This window comes from Aureimonas altamirensis, assembly GCF_001463885.1.
Classification (GTDB): domain Bacteria; phylum Pseudomonadota; class Alphaproteobacteria; order Rhizobiales; family Rhizobiaceae; genus Aureimonas; species Aureimonas altamirensis.
The window spans coordinates 146423-164144 of the sequence record NZ_BBWQ01000011.1 but is presented as its reverse complement, the minus strand read 5'-3'; the positions used below and the strand labels follow the sequence as shown (position 1 = coordinate 164144).

The following is a 17722-nucleotide window of genomic DNA, read 5'->3' as shown; positions in this document are numbered from 1 at the left end:
ATGGCTGTCGACACGGGCTGCCCAATCCGGGTAGAGCAGACGCGATCCTATGCCGTCCGGGAGACCGACCCTTGTCCAAACTGCATGCCGATGCGCTACCGCAAGTGTCTGTCTTCGTGCAGGTCCACTATCCGGACATATGGCAGGACATGAGCGGCATCATCGCCGAGCGGATGGCCACTCCGTTCCGGCTGATCCTGACGACTTCGCATCACGGGGAACGGTTGGCCATTCCGGATACGCCTAATCTGGCGTCGCACCATGTCCTGTACACCGCCAATCAGGGGCGCGATATCCTCCCCTTCCTGCGGGCTCTGGCAGCGGAACCCGAATTCGATATAGGCCTCAAACTGCATACAAAGAAGTCGCCCCAGAGGGGCGATGGAGACAGGTGGCGGACCGACATCCTCAATTCCCTTCTGCCGGACCAGGCCGGCACCCGCCGCATCGTGCGCAAACTGGCTGAAGATCCGCGTGTGGGTTTCGTGGCGCCCGATCGGTTCTGCCTGCCGGTGGAACCCTGGATACTGGAGAATGGCGATGCGATGCGGCGAGCCATGGAAGCCATCGCGCCCGCTGCTCCGCAGGCCTACATGGATGGCGCCTACTTTGCGGCTGGCAGCATGTTCTGGTTTCGGCGCGCTGCGTTGGCAGCCCTGGGGAGCGAGCGTCTTTTCAGCATTTTCGAGCCTGAGATGAAGCAGCTCGATGGAACGATCGCGCACGGGCTGGAGCGCCTATTTCCGGTAGAGGCACGTCGTCAGGGCTTTCTGACGATGCCGCTGTCGACATTGATGGCGGCCGGTCCGCAAACGCCTGCGGAGCAGGTTGAGGCAATCACCCGCCTGGAGGTTGCAAAACCCAACCCTCTCTTTCCATCGCCCTATGAGTCCCCGGCGTCGGCGTCCCTGTCCGTTGATAGAGCCCCCGCGAAACGCGCGAATATCGTCGCGCGGCTGGGGCCGATCTACATGGCCTTGCCGCTACCGCTGCGGCGCCTTGCCAAGTCGATGCTCAAGCGCTTCAAGACCGGCTGACCGCGTCAGGACCGTTCAGGATTTCTTCCAGGCGAGCATCGATCAGCCGTGCGACGTTCTCGACCCCGAACCGTTCATGAATGAACGCCTTGCCCGCTTCCGCCCGCCGTCTCGCGTCATCCGGCTCCGACACGACCTTGACCATGGCGGCGGCGCAATCGACTTCGTCCGGTTCGGCCCAGACCTGTCCTTCGGTGTAAATGTAATCGTGCGGTGACAGGCGCTTGAGGCGGTATGCGATCGGGTAGGCCGTGTCCGTGCGTACGAATTCCGTATTGCCGGAATAGTCGGTGCCGATGACAGGCTTGCCGAGCGTCATCGCCTCGGCCATCCCAAGTCCGAACCCTTCGGCCCGATGCAGGGATACGTAGCAATCGGTCGCTTTCATAAGCGACAGCATCTGCCCCCGCGACAGCGATTGATCGATGATGCGGATGCGATCATCGAAGCTGGCCATTCGAGCCAGCTGCTTCTTCACTTCGGGATGATGGTCGGCAGACCCCGTCGACTTGACGACCAGGCCTACCTGCGCGGCGTGGTCGGGAAAAGCCTTCTGGAAGGCGCGTACTACTGCGAGAGGATTCTTCCGTTGCAGGAAGGAATAATAGTCGAACGAGAAGAAGAAATAGAATCTCCCGGCGTCGAGGCCGAACCGCGCCCTCGCGTCTTCGTCGGCAGGCAGGCCGTCTATGTCGGGCGGGATGACGCAGGGCGGGATGACGGTTATGGGGCCATCGAAGACCGTTTTGAAGCTTTCGGCTACAAAGGCGTTCGGAGCCCAGATCTCGTCGATGGACGCAAGCTTGGGCCGCCAGCTTTCAGGCGCCCGCGACAACTCCCAGTATGTTCGCAATATCGTGTAGCTTTGGTCGAAGCGCGTACTGCCGATTGAGCCGAAGACTTTCGGGAGTTCGTCCGGCGTGACTTCTATCACGTTCACTGCGTGTGCACGCCGCGTGTCGTACCGCTCTTCCATGTAGGGTGCGCCACGCCTGTCCTCTACGCCGACGGTGAACGGATAGATGCTGAATGGCCGGCTCGTGTGCGAGAGCGCAAGCGCCAGACCCCGCAGAGACTGCCCGAGCCCCAACTGGGCATCGATGTAACCGATCAGAAGGGTTGATCCAGCAACCGGCTGCTGTTGCTTTCGATAGAGCGACATTGCGGCCTGGCTACCCCTCTTCCCGAGCCGGGACAGGTCGCGCCTCATCCCGGTCCACCGCCGTTTGCTGGCGGCCAGAAAATAACCCACCTCCGAGGCCGCGTTGTCGGTAGCTGATTTGAAGCCGTTGGCTTCCCATGCCGTGCCGAACTGCTCGGTCAGGCGTCCGGCCGTCTTCAGGCGTCGGGCGGCGATGCCGCCCAGACGTGCCATTGCCGTGGACTTGTCCTTGTTCATCAAGGATATGGCGCTTGCCGAAGAGTGCCGCCGCTTGAGCGCCTCGATGGTGGGTTCCGGCTCGCGCTCCTCCATTTGCGACAACGCATTGCGAACCATCATGGCCGAGTTCCGCAGCGTATATCCGTTCCTGACACGGAACAGGCCGCGCACGGAGAGTTCGCGACGTTCGGCGTCGTTCAGGCCGTCGCTGCGGATAAGAGCCTGCAGAAGATCGTCGGCAGAGGGATGTTTGCGCGTACCAATCGACAGGCCCGCATCGGATCCACCGCCGAAACCCAACGCTCCATCGAACTTGAAATCCGACGACAGACCGAAATCGGCGAATATGCAGGGTGTTCCGCAGGCATGCGATTCCAGCATTGTCGACAAGCGGCCTTCATTGGAAGACACGCCGATCGTGAAATCGACGCTGCGGTAGAGGACGGCCATGTCCTCGTCGTCCGGCCAGGCGCTCACCTCATGGACGATCACCTGCTCCGCAGCGAAACACGCAATTTCGGCATCGCCCCAGCGATATTGCGAGTCAGGCGCCCGGCCCAGACTATCCAGCAGACCGAGACCGAAAAGCACAAGCTTGACCTTGGGGCGATCGGCCGAAAAGCGGTGCCAGGACTTGAGGACCAGATCGAGCGCCTGGGTCTGGCTCCTGTCCAGAATGGCAAGATAGGTCGTCTCATCGAAAAGCCGCCTGGATGGTCCCCACGGGTTGAAGAGGTCTGTCTCGACGCCGAGCGGAACGACGAACGTGTTGCGGTAACCTGCGGCCTCGAACAGGTCGCATGTCTGCCGGGAGGTCGTGAACACCCCTTGGTAGCGCTCGCTCGAATGGCTCCAGGATGGGGGAAGAGCCGTACCCTCATAGGGGGTGTAGATAATGCCCTGCGTGTCCGCTCCGGGCGACGACATCACAAGCTCCGGGCGCGCGGAATTAAGCAGTCCGTATTGCTTCAGGAAGGGGTGCAGGCGAAAACAGTAGGCGTCCCAGGCATCGGCATGCCGGAGAGACGGCTTTGGCTGATGCAGGCCGTAGCCAAGGTGCTTGCCTGCAAAATACTGCTTGTTCTTGGCGATATACTCGGCCTTGAGAGCCAGCTTGTCCTTATTGAACGTCGAGCTGGAGAAATGCTCGATCTGGGCAGCCGGCAGGTAGGCGCAGCTGTATCCGGCCTGGCGCAGCCTGTAACCGAAATCGGCGTCTTCGTGGTAGAAACCGTACTCATTGTCCAGGAAACCGACCTCGTCGACGATGGACAGTCGAACGAGGGCACAGGTCAGTTCGCAGAAGTCGCATTCCAGCCGCTGCTGTTCGGTATCCAATGGTTTGACTTCATGGAAGAAGTCGACCGTCTCGAGATCCCACCGCACACGATAGGACAGCGGCTGGTTTCCCAGAGTTTCGTCCACGATGATCTGCGACGGAGCGACAATGCCGAGCCGGTCGTCGCGGTCCATTTCGGCGACCATGGCACCGATGACATCCGTCCTGAAGACGATGTCGTTATTCGATATGCAGACGTAAAGAGCACCGCGCTCACGGGCCAGAGAGGCCCCGATGTTGCACGCCTGCGTATAGGTGTGCGGGTGCGACAACTGCACGAGTTCGACGTTCGCTTCGGCACAGACCGCTGCCGTATCGTCGGTGCTTCCCTGATCCAGGACGACGACCCTGGAGGGGTCGAAGCGCAATGTCGGCAGCATCCGGCGGAGAAGCGCGCCTCCATTGATGGATGGGATCACCATAAGGACTTTATCGGACGCATCCACCATGGAACAAACCTTCTGCGTTTCATGTACTCGCGGACTTCAGATGGGGCCTACCGATTGGTCCGCCACGCTTCCAGCACGTCCTGCAGTGTCTTCTCGAATGGTATCTCGACGCGCCAGTCTAGAAGATCGCTCGCGCGGGTTACGTTCCCCACGGCACGGCGCGTGCCGACCGGGCCGAGCTTCATCGGATCCGTCCTGACCTCGATCGGCTGCCGGCTCATCTTCAGAAGCCGGGAAAGGACGTCGGAGATCGGACGCGGCATACCGCTTGCCAGGTTGACGGCAACGCCCGCCGGGAGCGGGTCGTCCATCGTGGCAGCGCGTGCGTAGGCACGCACGATATCCCGCACGTCGGAGAAGTCCCGTTCGGCCTCCAGGTCGCCGACTTCGATGACCGGCTCCTGCCGTCCGGCCTCAATCAAGGCGATCTGGCGCGCAAACGCCGGAACGACGTAGGATTCCGACTGTCCGGGACCGGTGTGGTTGAATGGCCTGAACCGAACGACCTGCAATCCGTCGGCGGCCATCTGCCCCAGCAACATGTCGGCCGAAGCCTTGGTTACGCCGTACAGGGTTTGCGGCTCCAGCGGAGCGGTCTCGTCCAATGGCTCAGCGATCGTGTTGAAGGATCGACCGTATGCTTCGGAACTGCCGGCGAAGATCAGGCGCGTCTGCGGACGGATATCCAGTATGGCCGACGCGAGGTTCAACGTGCCGATCACATTTGTATCGAACGCGGCTACGGGAGCCTTTCGTGCATCCGCCGGCGCGGCTACCGCCGCCAGATGCACGATGGTGTCCGGCTTCTGGGTCGCCAGTATCGACCGGATTGCTGCGGCGTCTTCCAGACCCACGCCGGAATTGTCGAAAAAGGGCACGGCGTCGACGCCCAGCGACTGGAGATGCGCCATAAGCCATCGCCCGACGAACCCGGATGCGCCGGTGACCGCTACGCGCGTTCTAATCATCGAGAGGCTCCGAAATCCCGATCAATGTCGCCCTAGCCGCGCGACGTCGGCATCGACCATTTCGACGATCATGTCCTCCAGCGATGTGCTCGCCTCCCAACCGAGCCGGGCTTTCGCCTTGGCCGGATTACCGAGAAGGATATCGACCTCGGCCGGACGGAAGAGAGCGGGATCGATGACGAGATGATCCTCCATGGACAGTCCGGCGTGAGCAAAGGCGATACGGCACATATCGCGGACCGTAACGGTGCGCCCCGTGGCGATCACATAGTCGTCCGGCACGTCCTGCTGGAGCATCAGCCACATCGCCTCGACATAATCGCGCGAGTGGCCCCAGTCGCGCTTTGCATCGATGTTGCCGAGCCTCAATTCGGATGCGAGACCGAGCTTGATGCGCGCAACGGCGTCGGTAACCTTTCTGGTCACGAATTCTATGCCACGCAGGGGGGACTCGTGGTTGAACAAGATCCCGCTGGATGCATGCAGCCCGAAGCTTTCGCGGTAATTGACCGTGATCCAGTGACCATAAAGCTTGGCGACCGCGTAGGGTGACCTGGGATAGAAGGGCGTCGTCTCGGACTGCATATCCTCCTGGATCATGCCGTACATTTCAGACGAAGATGCCTGATAGAAGCGGGCTTCCGGCCGCTCTATCCGAATAGCTTCGAGCATGTTGGTGACGCCCAGCGCCGTGACCTGGCCTGTCAGGATAGGCTGCTGCCAGGACGACTTGACGAAGGATTGCGCCGCAAGATTGTAGACCTCGTCCGGCTTTGTATCGCGAACCGCCCGCATAATCCCCGACAGGTCCAGAAGATCGCCGTCGATCAGATGCACCTTGTCTGCGATACCGAGCCACTTCAGGCGTACATCGTTGACTTCGGCCGTGCTGGATCGGCGCAGGATGCCGTAAACCTCGTAGCCCTTGCTGAGCAGCAGTTGCGAAAGATAGGCTCCATCCTGCCCCGTTATGCCGGTTATCAACGCCGTCTTGGTCATAGTCTCTCTCAAATTCGTCAGCATGTCGGTATGTGCGGCGAAGGACCTTCGGCAGCGTGCCGCATCTAATCAGGCTGGTAATCAAAGGCAATGTGAATGCCGTTATCTACGGTACTGGGGCGAATAACCTGTACTTGATACATACGTTTGCACCCAGAAGTTGCAGAATTGCACTGGCCTGGAAGGTCTTCACGATGCCGATAATCCGCAAGCGGCCGGCGAACATAGGCGGCTGAGCTGCCTTGCAAGCCCTGGCTGGTCGAGGCTGGTGCCTCGCCAGCCGATATAGCCGTCCGGCCGGATCAGCCAGAAGCGTGCGCTGCGCCCGTAGGAACTGATGAAGCTTTCCGCCGCATCCGCAAGAAGCACGATGCCGGGCCCTTCCGGCCAGGGCACGGCATCGCCTGCGGTTATGCAGACGATGCCAAGTTGCTCGGCAAGGTGCTGCGGCTGCGTCTGCCGCCACGCATGCACCTCTGCCGTGTCGGCCATTGCCACCAGCGTCGGCCGGCCGCTGCGCAATGTATCGAACAGGCGCAGCGGAAAGCCGAAACCGCGCCGCAACAGGCCGTCGGCGTCCGGCGCGCGATCCCCGGCGACGGGCTCGTCCGGGCCGGCCGCCGGCGCGTCCTCGTCTATGAAGGCCGTGCCCTTGTAGGAAATGCGGATCTGCGTATCGGCGTAAGGATCGGGCTTGCCCTGTTCCCGCCCATAGCTGAGGCTCGCCTGCCGGGTCCGTTCCAGAACCGCGGCGCCGACCGGGCGCCGCTCGGCCTCATAGCTGTCCAGAAGGCCGGCATCGACGCCTCCGCGCAACACGGCGGCCAGCTTCCAGCCCAGGTTCCAGGCGTCCTGTATGCCCGTATTCATGCCCTGGCCGCCCGTAGGGGGATGAATATGGGCGGCGTCCCCCGCCAGAAAGACACGCCCGACGCGATAGCTGTCCGCAAGCCTGAGGCTGATCCGGAAGATGGAAGACCATCTGAGGTCGGAGAGGAGCGGTTGGCCGGGCAGAAGGTCGTCCGCGATGGCTTGCAGATCGGGCAGCGCGGGGCCGGGCATATCCGCCTGTATGCCGTGGTCGGTTCCGCCGGGCGGGACGATCGTGGGCGGGGCTGGCATGGAAATGCGGTAGCGCCCTGCCTCCGGCAGCGGGATCGCGATGAACATGTCGGGTGGCCCGTCCTCGTGCAGGCGCAGCGCGCGCAGCGCCATCCCGTAGGGCAGGTCCCATGCGATATGCACGTCGCCCAGCATGAAGGGCCAGGGGAAGGCATCGCCGGTAAAGCCGACGCCGATCTGACGGCGCACCGTGCTGTGCGCCCCATCGCAACCGATGACATAGGCGAAGTGCGCTTCTTCCGCGCCGGCATCGCCCGACAGGGTCACTGTAACGCCGCTCGCGTCCTGCGACAGCGCGGTCAGCGCTATGCCGCGCTCGGGCGTGACGCCATGAAGCGTCAGCTTCCGCGTCAGTATCGCTTCCGTTGCGTACTGCGGAATGCCGAGTTCCGCGTAGGGTATGGGCAGTTCCGGCCGGATCATGTCCTGCGTCGGGCCACCGGCGATTACCGATCGCATACCGCGCAGCCAGAGGCCGGACCCGATCATCTCGTCTGCCAGGCCCATGGCGTCCCACACTTCGAGGGTGCGGGGCGTCACCCCGATGGCGCGGCAATAGGGCAGGGGTTGCGCCAGCCGGTCGACGATCCTGCACGGCACGCCCCGACGCGTCAGCTCCAGTGCGATCGTCAGTCCGACGGGGCCCGCCCCGACCACGAGTACATCCTTCCCCATGTCCGACCTCCCCAATGGTGCAACCGTTGAGAGAGTATGCTGAACCAGCGTGTGTTTGCACCTGCCCAAAGGTCGTGATCGCACCTACGAAGGCATGGCGGCGTAGATGTCGCCAGAGGCCGCTGTGTCCGGCAGAGCCGCGATCTCGTCGCGCATGGTCGCGGCGTCGCACCAATCGGCGTTGACCCAGATGTTGCCTTCCCCGACGACGCGGTTGAACCGATAGGGGGCAAGAGACGCCAGCCGGTCGATTGCGTCCAGCGCCACCGCGCGCATGGGCGGGATGTATTCGAAGGCAATCATCCGGATCGGCTTGCTTAGCCCGGCGAGGATCGTCGCTTCGGCCCCTTCGACGTCGATCTTGCAGAAGGCGGGCATGCCATGGCGCGCAATCAGCATGTCGAGCGTCCGGGTTTCGACCGGCTGCCTTTCGTCCCAGCGCACCCTCTGGAAGCCCGGGGCGCGGGAGGCGCCGTCGATGAAGTCGGCGGACACCGTGGACACGGTCGGATGCCGCGACGAAACATGCAGTATGGTTTGCCCCGGTTCCGCGCCCAGGGCGCAGCGCTCGACCGCAACCAGCCGCCCGCTCATGGTGCGTTCCAGAAAATCGGCGTAGAGCCGCTGCGGCTCCACCGCAATCACGCGGGCACCCAGCCGAACCATGGCGATGCTGCGGTTGCCGACATGCGCGCCGATGTCGAAAACGAGGTCGCCGGGCCGAACGAAACCGGCCAGAAAATGCCGGAGTGCACGATCCTTCCACGGCCGGGCGCGGTATATGACCAGCGAGCGTGCCAGCCCGAACAGTGCGGGAAGCCCTACCAGATCGCTCTCTCCTCTGACCCCATGCCCGATTGCCGTAAGATAGGGCGCCAGGCGGCTTTGCCTTCCGTTGACGCTGCCCAATGTAAAGCTGCCTGACAGGGGAGTGACTGTCGCCGATGAACATCGAAGCAGGAAGCATGGCACGGGCGCTGTGGCTGGAAAGCGAAGGAAAGGCCCGGCTGCGGCAGGAGCCGGCGCCACACGCCGGACCCGAAGACGTCGTGGTGCGCGCAACCTATTCCGGCATAAGCCGTGGCACGGAGAAGCTGGTTTTCGACGGTCGGGTTCCGCCCGGGTCGTGGCCGGACATGCGCGGTCCGCATATGCAGGGCGACTTCGGTTTTCCGCTGAAATACGGCTACGCGGTCGTTGGCGAAGTCGTCGCGGGCCAGCCGGACAGGTTGGGCGAAACGGTCTTCTGCCTGCATCCCCATCAGGATATCTTCAGCATCCCGGCGGCCGATGCCGTGCCGGTGCCCGCCGGCGTGCCGCCCCGGCGCGCGGTACTGGCCGCCAATATGGAAACGGCGCTCAACATCGTATGGGACGCCAATATCCTGCCGGGAGACAGGGTCGCCGTGTTCGGGGCGGGGGTGGTCGGCTGCCTCGTCGCCTATCTGGCGGCGCGCATCCCGGCGACGGACGCAGTCATTATCGACCGGCAGGCCTGCCGTGCGCACACCGCCCGGGCCCTCGGCATCGCTTTCGCCGGCTCCCCCGCCGATCTGACGGACTGCGATGTCGTGGTGAACGTGACGGGTTCGGGTGACGCCTTGTGCGAGGCGATCGAGATCGCCGGCACCGAGGCGCGGATCGTGGAGGCAAGCTGGTACGGCAGCCGCCCGGCAGAGCTGCGACTGGGTGGGGCCTTCCATTCCCGGCGACTGACGATCGCCAGCTCGCAGGTCGGGGCCGTCTGTCCGTCGCGGGCGCCGCGCTGGCCCTCGCGACGGCGGCTGGAAACGGCGCTGGCATTGCTGGCGGATGCCCGGCTGGACTGTCTCGTGGCCGGCGAAAGTGCTTTCGACAGCCTGGATGTCGATTATGCCGGCATCCTCGCCGACCCATCCACCCTGTGCCATTGCGTCCGTTATTGAGGGAGCAGCCATGTACGCCGTCGAAGTCCGAGACCATATCATGATCGCCCATAGCCTGCCCCGACCGGTCTTCGGTCCGGCGCAGGCAATGCACGGCGCGACCTTCGTCGTCGATGCGGCGTTCTTCACGGACGAACTGGACGAGGACGGCCTTGCCGTCGATATCGGCCGCGCCACCGAATTGCTGGCCAGCGTTCTGAAACCGCTGAACTACGCCAATCTGGACGAGGCGCCGGCCTTTGCGGGCAGGGTATCCACCACCGAGGCCATCGCCCGGCACATCTTCGACGCGCTTGCCACGGCGATAGCCGATGGCGGGCTCGGTGGCGCAGGTGCACCCGTTCGCCGACTTCGCATCACCCTGCATGAATCCCATGTTGCACGCGCCTGGTACGAGGCGGACTTGTGAGCGGCGACTTCACGTCCGAATGGCTGACCCTGCGCGAGCCGGCAGACAGCCGCGCGCGGAATGCCGGCCTGCTGTCGCGCCTTGTCGCCATCGCAACCGAGCTGGACATCGAGGATGCGGTGGACCTCGGTTGCGGAACCGGGGCGACATGGCGCGCCATGCCCGCGGATCTGGCCGAGCGCCTTGCCTGGACGATGGCCGACAGGGATGCCTTGCTGCTGCAGGAAGCCGGCCGGCAGATCGGGCCACGAGCGAATGTGTCTTACCGATCGCTGGAGCTTGCCGACCTTGCGGCCATACCGATTCCGGATCGCGGGCTGGTGACGGCGTCGGCGCTCTTCGACCTGTGCTCGCAGCACTGGATCGACGGCTTCGTCCCGCGCATCACCACAAGCGGCGCGGTTCTCTACGCGGCCCTCACGCATGACGGCCGCGTATCCTTTGCGCCGGAAAGCGCGGCCGACGGGCTTGTATGTACCGCCTTCGAAGCCCACCAGCGGAGCGACAAGGGGCTGGGGCCCGCCATGGGTCCGGATGCCGCGCCCTATCTGGCCGCCCGGCTGCGCGATGCAGGAATGAATGTGCTGGAAGCGCCGTCCGACTGGATTCTGACACAAGCCGACGCGCGGCTGCAGCGGGCCTATCTGGACGGCTACGCGGCGGCCCTGCACGATGACCCCTCACTGCCGCAGGGCCTGCTCGACGGCTGGCTGTCGCATCGCTTTTCGTCCATCGACGGGGGCGAGGCTTCCTGCGTGGTCGGCCATTGCGACATTCTGGCCTGGCCGCGCAGGTGATGGTCAGCGGTCGCGCGGCCATCGAGAAGGCCGATGTCGCGGCTCAGCCAATCCGGAAGCTCTTCCTCGCGCAACGTGCGCGGGCCATCAAGCAGCCGACGGATAAAGACATTCGATAGTCGCCGGAGGAAAGCCTTAGTCATGTCCGCATGTCCATGCTGGTCGTTTGCATGGACAATGCGCCCGTGCACGTGCGATGACCAATCGAAGATCGCTCTTCTGGTATAAGGCAGTTCGATACGATGGCACCCCTGCCGCCCTTGTCCGCCATCCGCGTCTTCGAGGCGGTCGCACGCAATCTCAGCTTCAGCAGGGCCGGCGAAGAGCTGGGTATGAGCCAGGCTGCCGTAAGCTACCAGATCAAGGTGCTGGAAGACCGGGTGGGAAAGCTGTTCCACCGGCGCCATCGCCATATCGAGTTGACCGAGACCGGGCGCCTGCTGGCGCCCGGAGTCCGCGAGGCTTTCAGCCAGTTGTCCGACACGTTCGCGCGGGCATCGGCCGAGCGCACCGAAATCCTGTCCATGACGGTGGTGCCCACCTTCGCCTCGCAATGGCTTGCGCCGCGCATCGGCGCCTTCCAGATGTCCCATCCCGATATCGCCGTGCGCGTCGACGCGACGACGACACTCGAAGAACTGGGCTCCGGACGGTTCGACATCGCCATCCGCGCCGGGCCGGGCGGCTGGCCCGCCCTTCAGACGACGCGCCTGCTGCCCGTCCAGTTCACGCCCATGGTATCTCCCGCCGCATTGGAGCGCTTCGGCCGGCTCTCGACACCATCCGACCTTGCGGGCTTTCCGCTGATCGATCCGGGTGACCCGTGGTGGGATCAATGGTTCGCCGAGGTCGGCGTTCGCCGGCCACTGTTGCCCGGGCGGGCCTCTACCATGGGTTCGCAGCATCTGGAGGCCATGGCCGCGATGGCGGGCAACGGAGCCGCGATCCTGACGCCCTTCTTCTTCCAGACGGAGCGGGCGGAAGGCCGCCTGATCGCGCCCTTCGACCATGTGGCGCGGAACGGACATTTTTATTGGCTCTGTGCCCCGCCGGGCCCGGTGCCGCGCAAGGTGCGGTTGTTTGCCGAGTGGCTTCTGTCGGCGCTCGGCGTTGCGGGCGGGGACAGGGACGGCTCTGTCGCCTGATTGCGTCAGACGGCGGTGAAGCCGCCGTCGATCGGCAGGCAGATGCCGTTCAGCATCGAAGCGGCAGGGCTGAGCAGAAAGGCGATTGCCTCCGCCACTTCCTCCGGCTCCACGAAACGCCCCATCGGAATGCGCTGAAGCATCGGCCGCGCCTTGTCGGCATCGCTCCATGCCTTCACCGCCATCGGGGTCAGCGTCACAACCGGGTTGACGGCATTGGCACGGATGCCGTGCGGCCCGTATTCCAGCGCCATCACGCGCGTGGCCGCATCGAGCGCGCCCTTGGAGGCGCAATAGACGAGGTGGTCGCGGATGCCGACGGTGGATGCGATGCTGGATACGTTGACGATGCCGCCGCCGCCGCCCCGGTCGATCGCCTGTCGGGCGAAGTCCCGCGACAGGGCCATGGGGGCGCGCACATTGACGGCCATGATCTCGTCGAAGGTTGCGCCACGGAAATCCGACGCCGCCTCAAGGGTCGTCGTGCCGGCACAATTGACCAGATCGTCCATCTGGCCAGCACGGGCGATGATGCCGTCGACGGCGCCCGCGTCGGCCAGATCGGCCTCAACCGTGTCGCAGCCCGTTTCCTGGGCCAGGCTTTCAAGGTCGGCGCCGGTACGCCCTACAGCAATGATGTGCGCCCCGTAGCCTGCCAGCAGACGCACTGTCGCCCGCCCAATACCCTTTCCCGCGCCGGTCACGAGTATGCGCCTGCCCGCCAGTTCCGCCATGGTCCCTCCCGCTTGGTGAAATTTTGTATTTTGATTTTTACAAAATCTCTTCCCAACCGCAAGTTTGTATCCTAACCTTTGGTCCAGATCGCCGGGGAGCGCGATCTTACCGGGAGGAAATCATGAGACAGTTCCTGTTGGCTTGCGCCAGCGTGGCGGCGCTTGCCTGCGCGGCTCCGCATGCCATGGCCCAAGGAGAAGGCTGGAGCCTCGAAAAAGCGGCGGAGCCCTACAAGGGGTCCGAGATCAGTGTCATTTTCCTGGATCGGCCGGGCTACCGCGCGATCATAGACCTGTTGCCCCAGTTCGAGGAGGCGACGGGCATCAAGGTCAATTACGAGATCGTCCCCTACGAGAACACGCGCGAGCGCCAGGTTCTCAACTTCACCTCGATGGGCGACCTGACCATCGCCCTGGTCGATCTGGTCTGGATCGGCGAGTTCGCCGAGAATGGCTGGATCGTCCCGGTCGAGGAATTCACCGCCGATCCCGAGATCACCGATCCGAAGCTGAACCTGCAAGGGTTCTTCCCGCTGCTGCTCGATGCGTTCGGCACCTGGGACGGCACCGTCTACGGACTGCCCTTCGACAATTATTCGGGCCTCTTGTTCTATAATCGCTGCATGCTCGAGGAGGCCGGTTTCGATGGGCCACCCGATAGCTGGGCACAGTTGAAGGACGAGTACGGACCGAAGCTGACCAAGGATGGCAAATTCGCCTTCGCGCTGCAGTCGCGCCGCGGCGAGACGCAGTCTGCCGACAGTTTCATGCGGGTTCTCTGGCCTTTCGGCGGCTCGCTGCTGAACGACGAGTTCCGCTCGAACCTGATGAGCGAGGGCAGCCAGGCCGGCCTGAACTTCCGGCAGGAGCTGATGCAATACATGCCGCAGGGCATCGTCAGCTACGATCATAACGAGGCCGTCAACGCACTGGCGCAGGGCCAGGTGGCGATGATCACCGAATGGTCGTCCTTCTATTCCACGCTTGCCGACCCCGCCACGTCGACGCTCGGCGACTGCCTTGCCGTCGCGCCGGAGCCGGAAGGTCCGGCCGGCCGCCTGCCGGCGCTGGGCGGCTTCTCGCTTGCCGTCGCCTCGCAGGCGCCGGAAGATCTTCAGAAGGCATCCTGGCTGTTCATCCAGTGGGCGACCTCGGAAGACATCGCACGGGCTTACGTGGATGCAGGCGGCGTCTCCGGCCGCACCGCAATCTATGAAGACCCGGAAATCAAGGAAAAGTACCAGTTCGTCGAGCCGATGGTGGCGTCGTGGCAGAAGGGCGTGCCGGAATTCCGCCCGCGCTTCCCCGCCTGGCCGGCCATTTCGGAAATCGTCGCCGAATGGGGCACCAAGATCATGCTGGGCGAGGTGACCGTTGAAAACGGCGCCAAGGAAATCGGCCAGCGGATGGAGCAGGTGCTGGACCAGGAAGGCTATTACGGCGGCGACAAGGCGCTGCTGCAGTAGTGCCGACGAGGATCGGCCCCTACCGGGCCGCGCTGGAGGAGATCGGCGCGGCTCTGGACAGGTTGGACGAGGGCGGTTTTGCCGCCTTCGTCGAGGCCATCGCCTCGGCGCGCCGCATCGCCCTTTACGGCGTCGGCCGCGAGGGGTTGGCGATCAAGGGCTTCGCCATGCGCCTTTTCCATCTGGGGCTGGACGTTTCCATGGTGGGCGACATGACGACACCGTCCATCGGGCCGGGCGACCTCCTGGTCGTTTCGGCCGGGCCCGGCGGTTTCTCCACCGTGGACGGGCTGATGGGCGTGGCGAGGGCGGCGGGTGCGCGCATCGCCCTCGTCACCGCCAATCCCGGCGGTAGCGCCGCTCAGCTTGCCGACACCGCGCTGGTGGTGCCGGCGCAGACGATGGCCGACGATGTCGGCGGCGCTTCCGTGCTGCCGATGGGCTCGCTCTTCGAGGGGGCCGAATTCATCCTTTTCGAGATGGCCGTCATGGCCCTGGCGGAGCGTCTGGGCGTCGGCGCCGACGCAATGCGCGCACGACACACGAACCTGGAATAGGGCAGGCGGATGAGCAGCGAAACACGAACACCGAACAGGGGCTACGGGCGCTTCACGCCGCTGTGGTTTCTGGCGCCGTCGATCTTCGTGCTGCTGGCGGTCGGCATCTATCCGCTGCTCTTCGCGCTCGTCACATCGTTCCGGAGATACAATATCACCCGGCCGCGTGACGGGTTTCCCTTCATCGGATTCGACAATTACGTCGCCGTCTTCAATGACACCAGCTTCTGGAACGCGCTTCTGCTGACGCTGCGCTTCTATGTGACGGCCCTGCCGGTGCAGATCGCGCTCGGCCTGTTCGTGGCGTTGCTGCTGCATCGGCCGGGGCTGGGCTTTCTGCGCGCCTTCGCGCGTGTCTCGCTGGTCGTGCCGCTGGCGACCACCTATGCGGTCGTCGGCCTTATCGGACGCCTCATCTTCAACGGCAATTTCGGCGTCGCCAACCAGATCATCGGCTGGGCGGGCCTGCCGGGATTCGACTGGCTGGGCTCTCCGGCGGGCGCCTTCGCCGCCATCGTGATGATGGACATCTGGCAATGGACGCCCTTCTGCGCGCTCATCTTCCTGGCCGGTTTGTCGATGGTGCCCGTCGAGATCGAGGAGGCGGCCCGGCTCGAGACGCGGTCCAAGCTGGCCCTGCTGCGCCACGTGCAACTGCCGTATCTCCTGCCGGGATTGACAGCCATCCTGATCCTGCGCTCTGCCGACGTGTTGAAGCTGTTCGACATGGTCTTCGTGATGACGCGCGGCGGCCCGGGCTCGGCCACCGACCTCGTCTCCGTCTATATCCAGCGTGTGGGCTTCCGCGTCTTCGACATGGGGATGGCCTCGGCCCAGGCGATCATCCTGCTCATCTTCACCATCATCATCAGCCGGCTTTACATCCGCCTCTTCTACCGGGAGATCGAATGATGACCTCGCCGCTTTCGCGCGCCTTGCACGCGCTCGGCCTTCTGGCCGTCATCGTCTTCACGCTGTTTCCCTTCTACTGGATGGTCTCCTCCAGCCTGAAGCAGCAATCGGACCTCCTTGCCTCGCCGCCATTGTGGATCTTCAACCCGACGCTTGACCATTATCGCGCCGTCCTGGCCGATCCGCGCGTCCTGTCGTCCATCGGAGACTCGCTCATCGTCGCCAGCGTCACCACCGCCATCGCCGTGCTTCTGGGCACGCCGGCGGCCTATGCGCTGGCGCGGTTCGACTTTCGCGGCAAATCCGATCTCTGGTTCTGGTTCATCTCCAACCGCATGGTGTCTCCCATCGTGCTGGCGCTGCCGGTCTACCTTCTGGCAAACCAGCTTCGGCTGCTCGACAGCTATGCGGTGCTGGTGCTGATCTACCTGACCTTCAACTTGCCGATCGTCGTGTGGATCTGCACCGACCAGTTCCGCTCCATTCCGGGCGAGCTGGAACAGGCCGCGCGGCTGGATGGCGCCAGCCAGTTCACCATCTTCCGCCGCATCTACGTGCCGCTCGGCGTGCCGGGCATCGCCGTCTCGGCGATCTTCAGCTTCATCTTCTCGTGGAACGAGCTGATGTACGCACTGGTGCTCACGCGGCGCAACGTGCAGACCGCCCCCGTCATCGCAACCAGCTTCATGTCGGGCTACGAGCTGCCCTGGGGCAAGATCATGGCCACGGGCACGCTGATCGTCCTGCCGGTCACCATCTTCGCCATCCTCGTCTCGCGCCACATGATCCGCGGCCTGACCATGGGCGCCACCAAATGAGCGTTGCGGAAAGCGGCTTTCCTTCCGATGGCTTGCTGCCGGAGGGCGGCGAACTGACGGCGCGGGCCATCTGGTACTATTATGTCGGCGGGATGACCCAGCAGCAGGTGGCGGAAAAGCTGGGCCTGACCCGGTTGCGCGTCAACCGCATCATCGGGCAGGCGCGGGCCGACGGGCTTGTCCGTTTCGACATCCGCATGCCCATCGCCGGCTGCATCGCTTTGGCAGAAGCGCTGACGGAGCGGTTCGGCCTTGCCGAAGCCGTCGTCGTGCCGGCGCTGGACTCCGTCGAGGAAACCCAGCGCGCGGTGGGCGAGGCGGCAGGCACGCTGCTGGACGCGATGCTGGAGCCTGGGGTCGACCTTGGCCTCGGCTGGGGCCGCACGCTGTGGGCGGGCGTCCGCAACCTGACCGCCCGCAGGCTGGCCGATGCCGACGTGGTGACGCTGATGGGCAGCCTGACGCGGGGCTCGGGCATCAACACGATCGGCGTGGCCACCGCCGTCGCCAACCGCATCGCCGCCGAATGCCATTATCTGGCAGCGCCCATCTATTGCCCGACAACCGACATCCGCGCCGCGCTGCTGTCGCATCCGGGGCTGGAAGAGGTGCTGGCGCGCGCGGCGTCGGTGGATATCGCCATGGTTTCGGTGGGTGACCTCTCGTCCAGGTCCATCCTGGCATCCACCAGCATCGTCGCGCACGAACTGGAAAGCCTGCGGCAGGCCGGTGCGGTGGGCGATGTGCTCGGCACCTTCCTGGATGTCGACGGCCGCCCGGTGGACCACTCGCTGCGCCAGCGCGTCGTCGGGCTGGCTCCCGATACGTTCGCCGCCATCCCCATGCGCATCCTGGCGTCGGGCGGGCTGCACAAGCTTCCCATCATCCGGGCCACCCTTCTGGGGCCCACCGTCACCCATCTCGTTACCGACGAAGCCGTCGCCCGGCGCCTTTTGGCCGAAGACGGCATCGAACATGCAGAGGCCTGA

The 17722-nt window shown here is 64.2% G+C and carries 16 protein-coding genes; 10 read left to right on the top strand and 6 right to left on the bottom strand.

Annotated elements, in window-relative coordinates:
• Window positions 1–71 precede the first annotated feature (71 nt).
• Window positions 72–1037: a rhamnan synthesis F family protein gene (locus AUL31_RS08475; RefSeq protein WP_060604410.1), complete on the top strand. Its 966-nt coding sequence runs from the start codon at window positions 72–74 to the stop codon at window positions 1035–1037.
• On the opposite strand, the gene AUL31_RS08470 is transcribed toward AUL31_RS08475, so the two are convergent.
• From AUL31_RS08470 to AUL31_RS08450, 5 genes are all read right to left on the bottom strand, one after another.
• Window positions 1024–4206, bottom strand: a complete 3183-nt coding sequence (locus AUL31_RS08470; RefSeq protein WP_060604405.1) for a glycosyltransferase — start codon at window positions 4204–4206, stop codon at window positions 1024–1026. The genes AUL31_RS08475 and AUL31_RS08470 overlap by 14 nt on opposite strands.
• Window positions 4207–4253: 47 nt before the next feature.
• Window positions 4254–5174, bottom strand: coding sequence for an NAD-dependent epimerase/dehydratase family protein (locus AUL31_RS08465; RefSeq protein ID WP_060604402.1), 921 nt, complete (start codon window positions 5172–5174; stop codon window positions 4254–4256).
• 21 nt (window positions 5175–5195) lie between these two features.
• Window positions 5196–6173, bottom strand: coding sequence for a GDP-mannose 4,6-dehydratase (gene gmd / locus AUL31_RS08460; protein ID WP_060604399.1), 978 nt, complete (start codon window positions 6171–6173; stop codon window positions 5196–5198).
• Window positions 6174–6362: 189 nt separating this feature from the next.
• Complete coding sequence (locus AUL31_RS08455; protein ID WP_060604394.1) at window positions 6363–7970, bottom strand: FAD-dependent monooxygenase; 1608 nt, start codon at window positions 7968–7970, stop codon at window positions 6363–6365.
• A gap of 84 nt (window positions 7971–8054) precedes the next feature.
• Window positions 8055–8879 carry an FkbM family methyltransferase gene (locus AUL31_RS08450; RefSeq protein WP_244489352.1) on the bottom strand — a complete coding sequence of 275 codons (825 nt, stop codon included), beginning with the start codon at window positions 8877–8879 and terminating at the stop codon, window positions 8055–8057.
• 35 nt (window positions 8880–8914) lie between these two features.
• Between AUL31_RS08450 and AUL31_RS08445 the strand changes: the two genes are divergently transcribed.
• The 4 genes from AUL31_RS08445 (at window position 8915) to AUL31_RS08430 (ending at window position 12246) form a co-directional block, all read left to right on the top strand.
• Complete coding sequence (locus AUL31_RS08445) at window positions 8915–9895, top strand: zinc-dependent alcohol dehydrogenase (protein WP_060604391.1); 981 nt, start codon at window positions 8915–8917, stop codon at window positions 9893–9895.
• Between the two features lie 10 nt (window positions 9896–9905).
• Complete coding sequence (locus AUL31_RS08440; protein WP_060604388.1) at window positions 9906–10304, top strand: 6-pyruvoyl trahydropterin synthase family protein; 399 nt, start codon at window positions 9906–9908, stop codon at window positions 10302–10304.
• Window positions 10301–11101, top strand: coding sequence for a class I SAM-dependent methyltransferase (locus AUL31_RS08435; RefSeq protein WP_060604376.1), 801 nt, complete (start codon window positions 10301–10303; stop codon window positions 11099–11101). Before AUL31_RS08440 ends, AUL31_RS08435 begins: the two co-directional genes overlap by 4 nt.
• A gap of 242 nt (window positions 11102–11343) precedes the next feature.
• Window positions 11344–12246 carry a LysR substrate-binding domain-containing protein gene (locus AUL31_RS08430; protein WP_060604373.1) on the top strand — a complete coding sequence of 301 codons (903 nt, stop codon included), beginning with the start codon at window positions 11344–11346 and terminating at the stop codon, window positions 12244–12246.
• 5 nt (window positions 12247–12251) lie between these two features.
• On the opposite strand, the gene AUL31_RS08425 is transcribed toward AUL31_RS08430, so the two are convergent.
• Window positions 12252–12980 carry an SDR family oxidoreductase gene (locus AUL31_RS08425; RefSeq protein WP_060604372.1) on the bottom strand — a complete coding sequence of 243 codons (729 nt, stop codon included), beginning with the start codon at window positions 12978–12980 and terminating at the stop codon, window positions 12252–12254.
• Window positions 12981–13102: 122 nt separating this feature from the next.
• Between AUL31_RS08425 and AUL31_RS08420 the strand changes: the two genes are divergently transcribed.
• From AUL31_RS08420 to AUL31_RS08400, 5 genes are read left to right on the top strand one after another with little or no spacing between them, the layout of a single operon-like run.
• The gene (locus AUL31_RS08420) at window positions 13103–14446 is read left to right on the top strand and encodes an ABC transporter substrate-binding protein (protein ID WP_082646861.1); all 1344 of its coding nucleotides are present in this window, start codon (window positions 13103–13105) and stop codon (window positions 14444–14446) included.
• Window positions 14446–15003, top strand: a complete 558-nt coding sequence (locus tag AUL31_RS08415; RefSeq protein WP_082646860.1) for an SIS domain-containing protein — start codon at window positions 14446–14448, stop codon at window positions 15001–15003. The genes AUL31_RS08420 and AUL31_RS08415 overlap by 1 nt, the downstream gene beginning before the upstream one ends.
• Before the next feature lie 9 nt (window positions 15004–15012).
• Window positions 15013–15915 carry a carbohydrate ABC transporter permease gene (locus tag AUL31_RS08410; RefSeq protein WP_060604369.1) on the top strand — a complete coding sequence of 301 codons (903 nt, stop codon included), beginning with the start codon at window positions 15013–15015 and terminating at the stop codon, window positions 15913–15915.
• Window positions 15912–16733, top strand: a complete 822-nt coding sequence (locus tag AUL31_RS08405) for a carbohydrate ABC transporter permease (RefSeq protein WP_143190186.1) — start codon at window positions 15912–15914, stop codon at window positions 16731–16733. The genes AUL31_RS08410 and AUL31_RS08405 overlap by 4 nt, the downstream gene beginning before the upstream one ends.
• Window positions 16730–17722 (top strand): sugar-binding transcriptional regulator, encoded by a 993-nt coding sequence (locus AUL31_RS08400; protein WP_060604366.1) that lies wholly within the window; start codon window positions 16730–16732, stop codon window positions 17720–17722. The genes AUL31_RS08405 and AUL31_RS08400 overlap by 4 nt, the downstream gene beginning before the upstream one ends.

Bases quoted from the DNA above. Each gene is read 5' to 3' on its own strand.
- AUL31_RS08470 (WP_060604405.1), bottom strand. From the start codon at position 4,206: ATGGTGGATGCGTCCGATAAAGTCCTTATGGTGATCCCATCCATCAAT.
- AUL31_RS08465 (WP_060604402.1), bottom strand. From the start codon at position 5,174: ATGATTAGAACGCGCGTAGCGGTCACCGGCGCATCCGGGTTCGTCGGG.
- gmd (WP_060604399.1), bottom strand. From the start codon at position 6,173: ATGACCAAGACGGCGTTGATAACCGGCATAACGGGGCAGGATGGAGCC.
- AUL31_RS08455 (WP_060604394.1), bottom strand. From the start codon at position 7,970: ATGGGGAAGGATGTACTCGTGGTCGGGGCGGGCCCCGTCGGACTGACG.
- AUL31_RS08445 (WP_060604391.1), top strand. From the start codon at position 8,915: ATGAACATCGAAGCAGGAAGCATGGCACGGGCGCTGTGGCTGGAAAGC.
- AUL31_RS08440 (WP_060604388.1), top strand. From the start codon at position 9,906: ATGTACGCCGTCGAAGTCCGAGACCATATCATGATCGCCCATAGCCTG.
- AUL31_RS08430 (WP_060604373.1), top strand. From the start codon at position 11,344: ATGGCACCCCTGCCGCCCTTGTCCGCCATCCGCGTCTTCGAGGCGGTC.
- AUL31_RS08425 (WP_060604372.1), bottom strand. From the start codon at position 12,980: ATGGCGGAACTGGCGGGCAGGCGCATACTCGTGACCGGCGCGGGAAAG.
- AUL31_RS08420 (WP_082646861.1), top strand. From the start codon at position 13,103: ATGAGACAGTTCCTGTTGGCTTGCGCCAGCGTGGCGGCGCTTGCCTGC.
- AUL31_RS08410 (WP_060604369.1), top strand. From the start codon at position 15,013: ATGAGCAGCGAAACACGAACACCGAACAGGGGCTACGGGCGCTTCACG.
- AUL31_RS08405 (WP_143190186.1), top strand. From the start codon at position 15,912: ATGATGACCTCGCCGCTTTCGCGCGCCTTGCACGCGCTCGGCCTTCTG.
- AUL31_RS08400 (WP_060604366.1), top strand. From the start codon at position 16,730: ATGAGCGTTGCGGAAAGCGGCTTTCCTTCCGATGGCTTGCTGCCGGAG.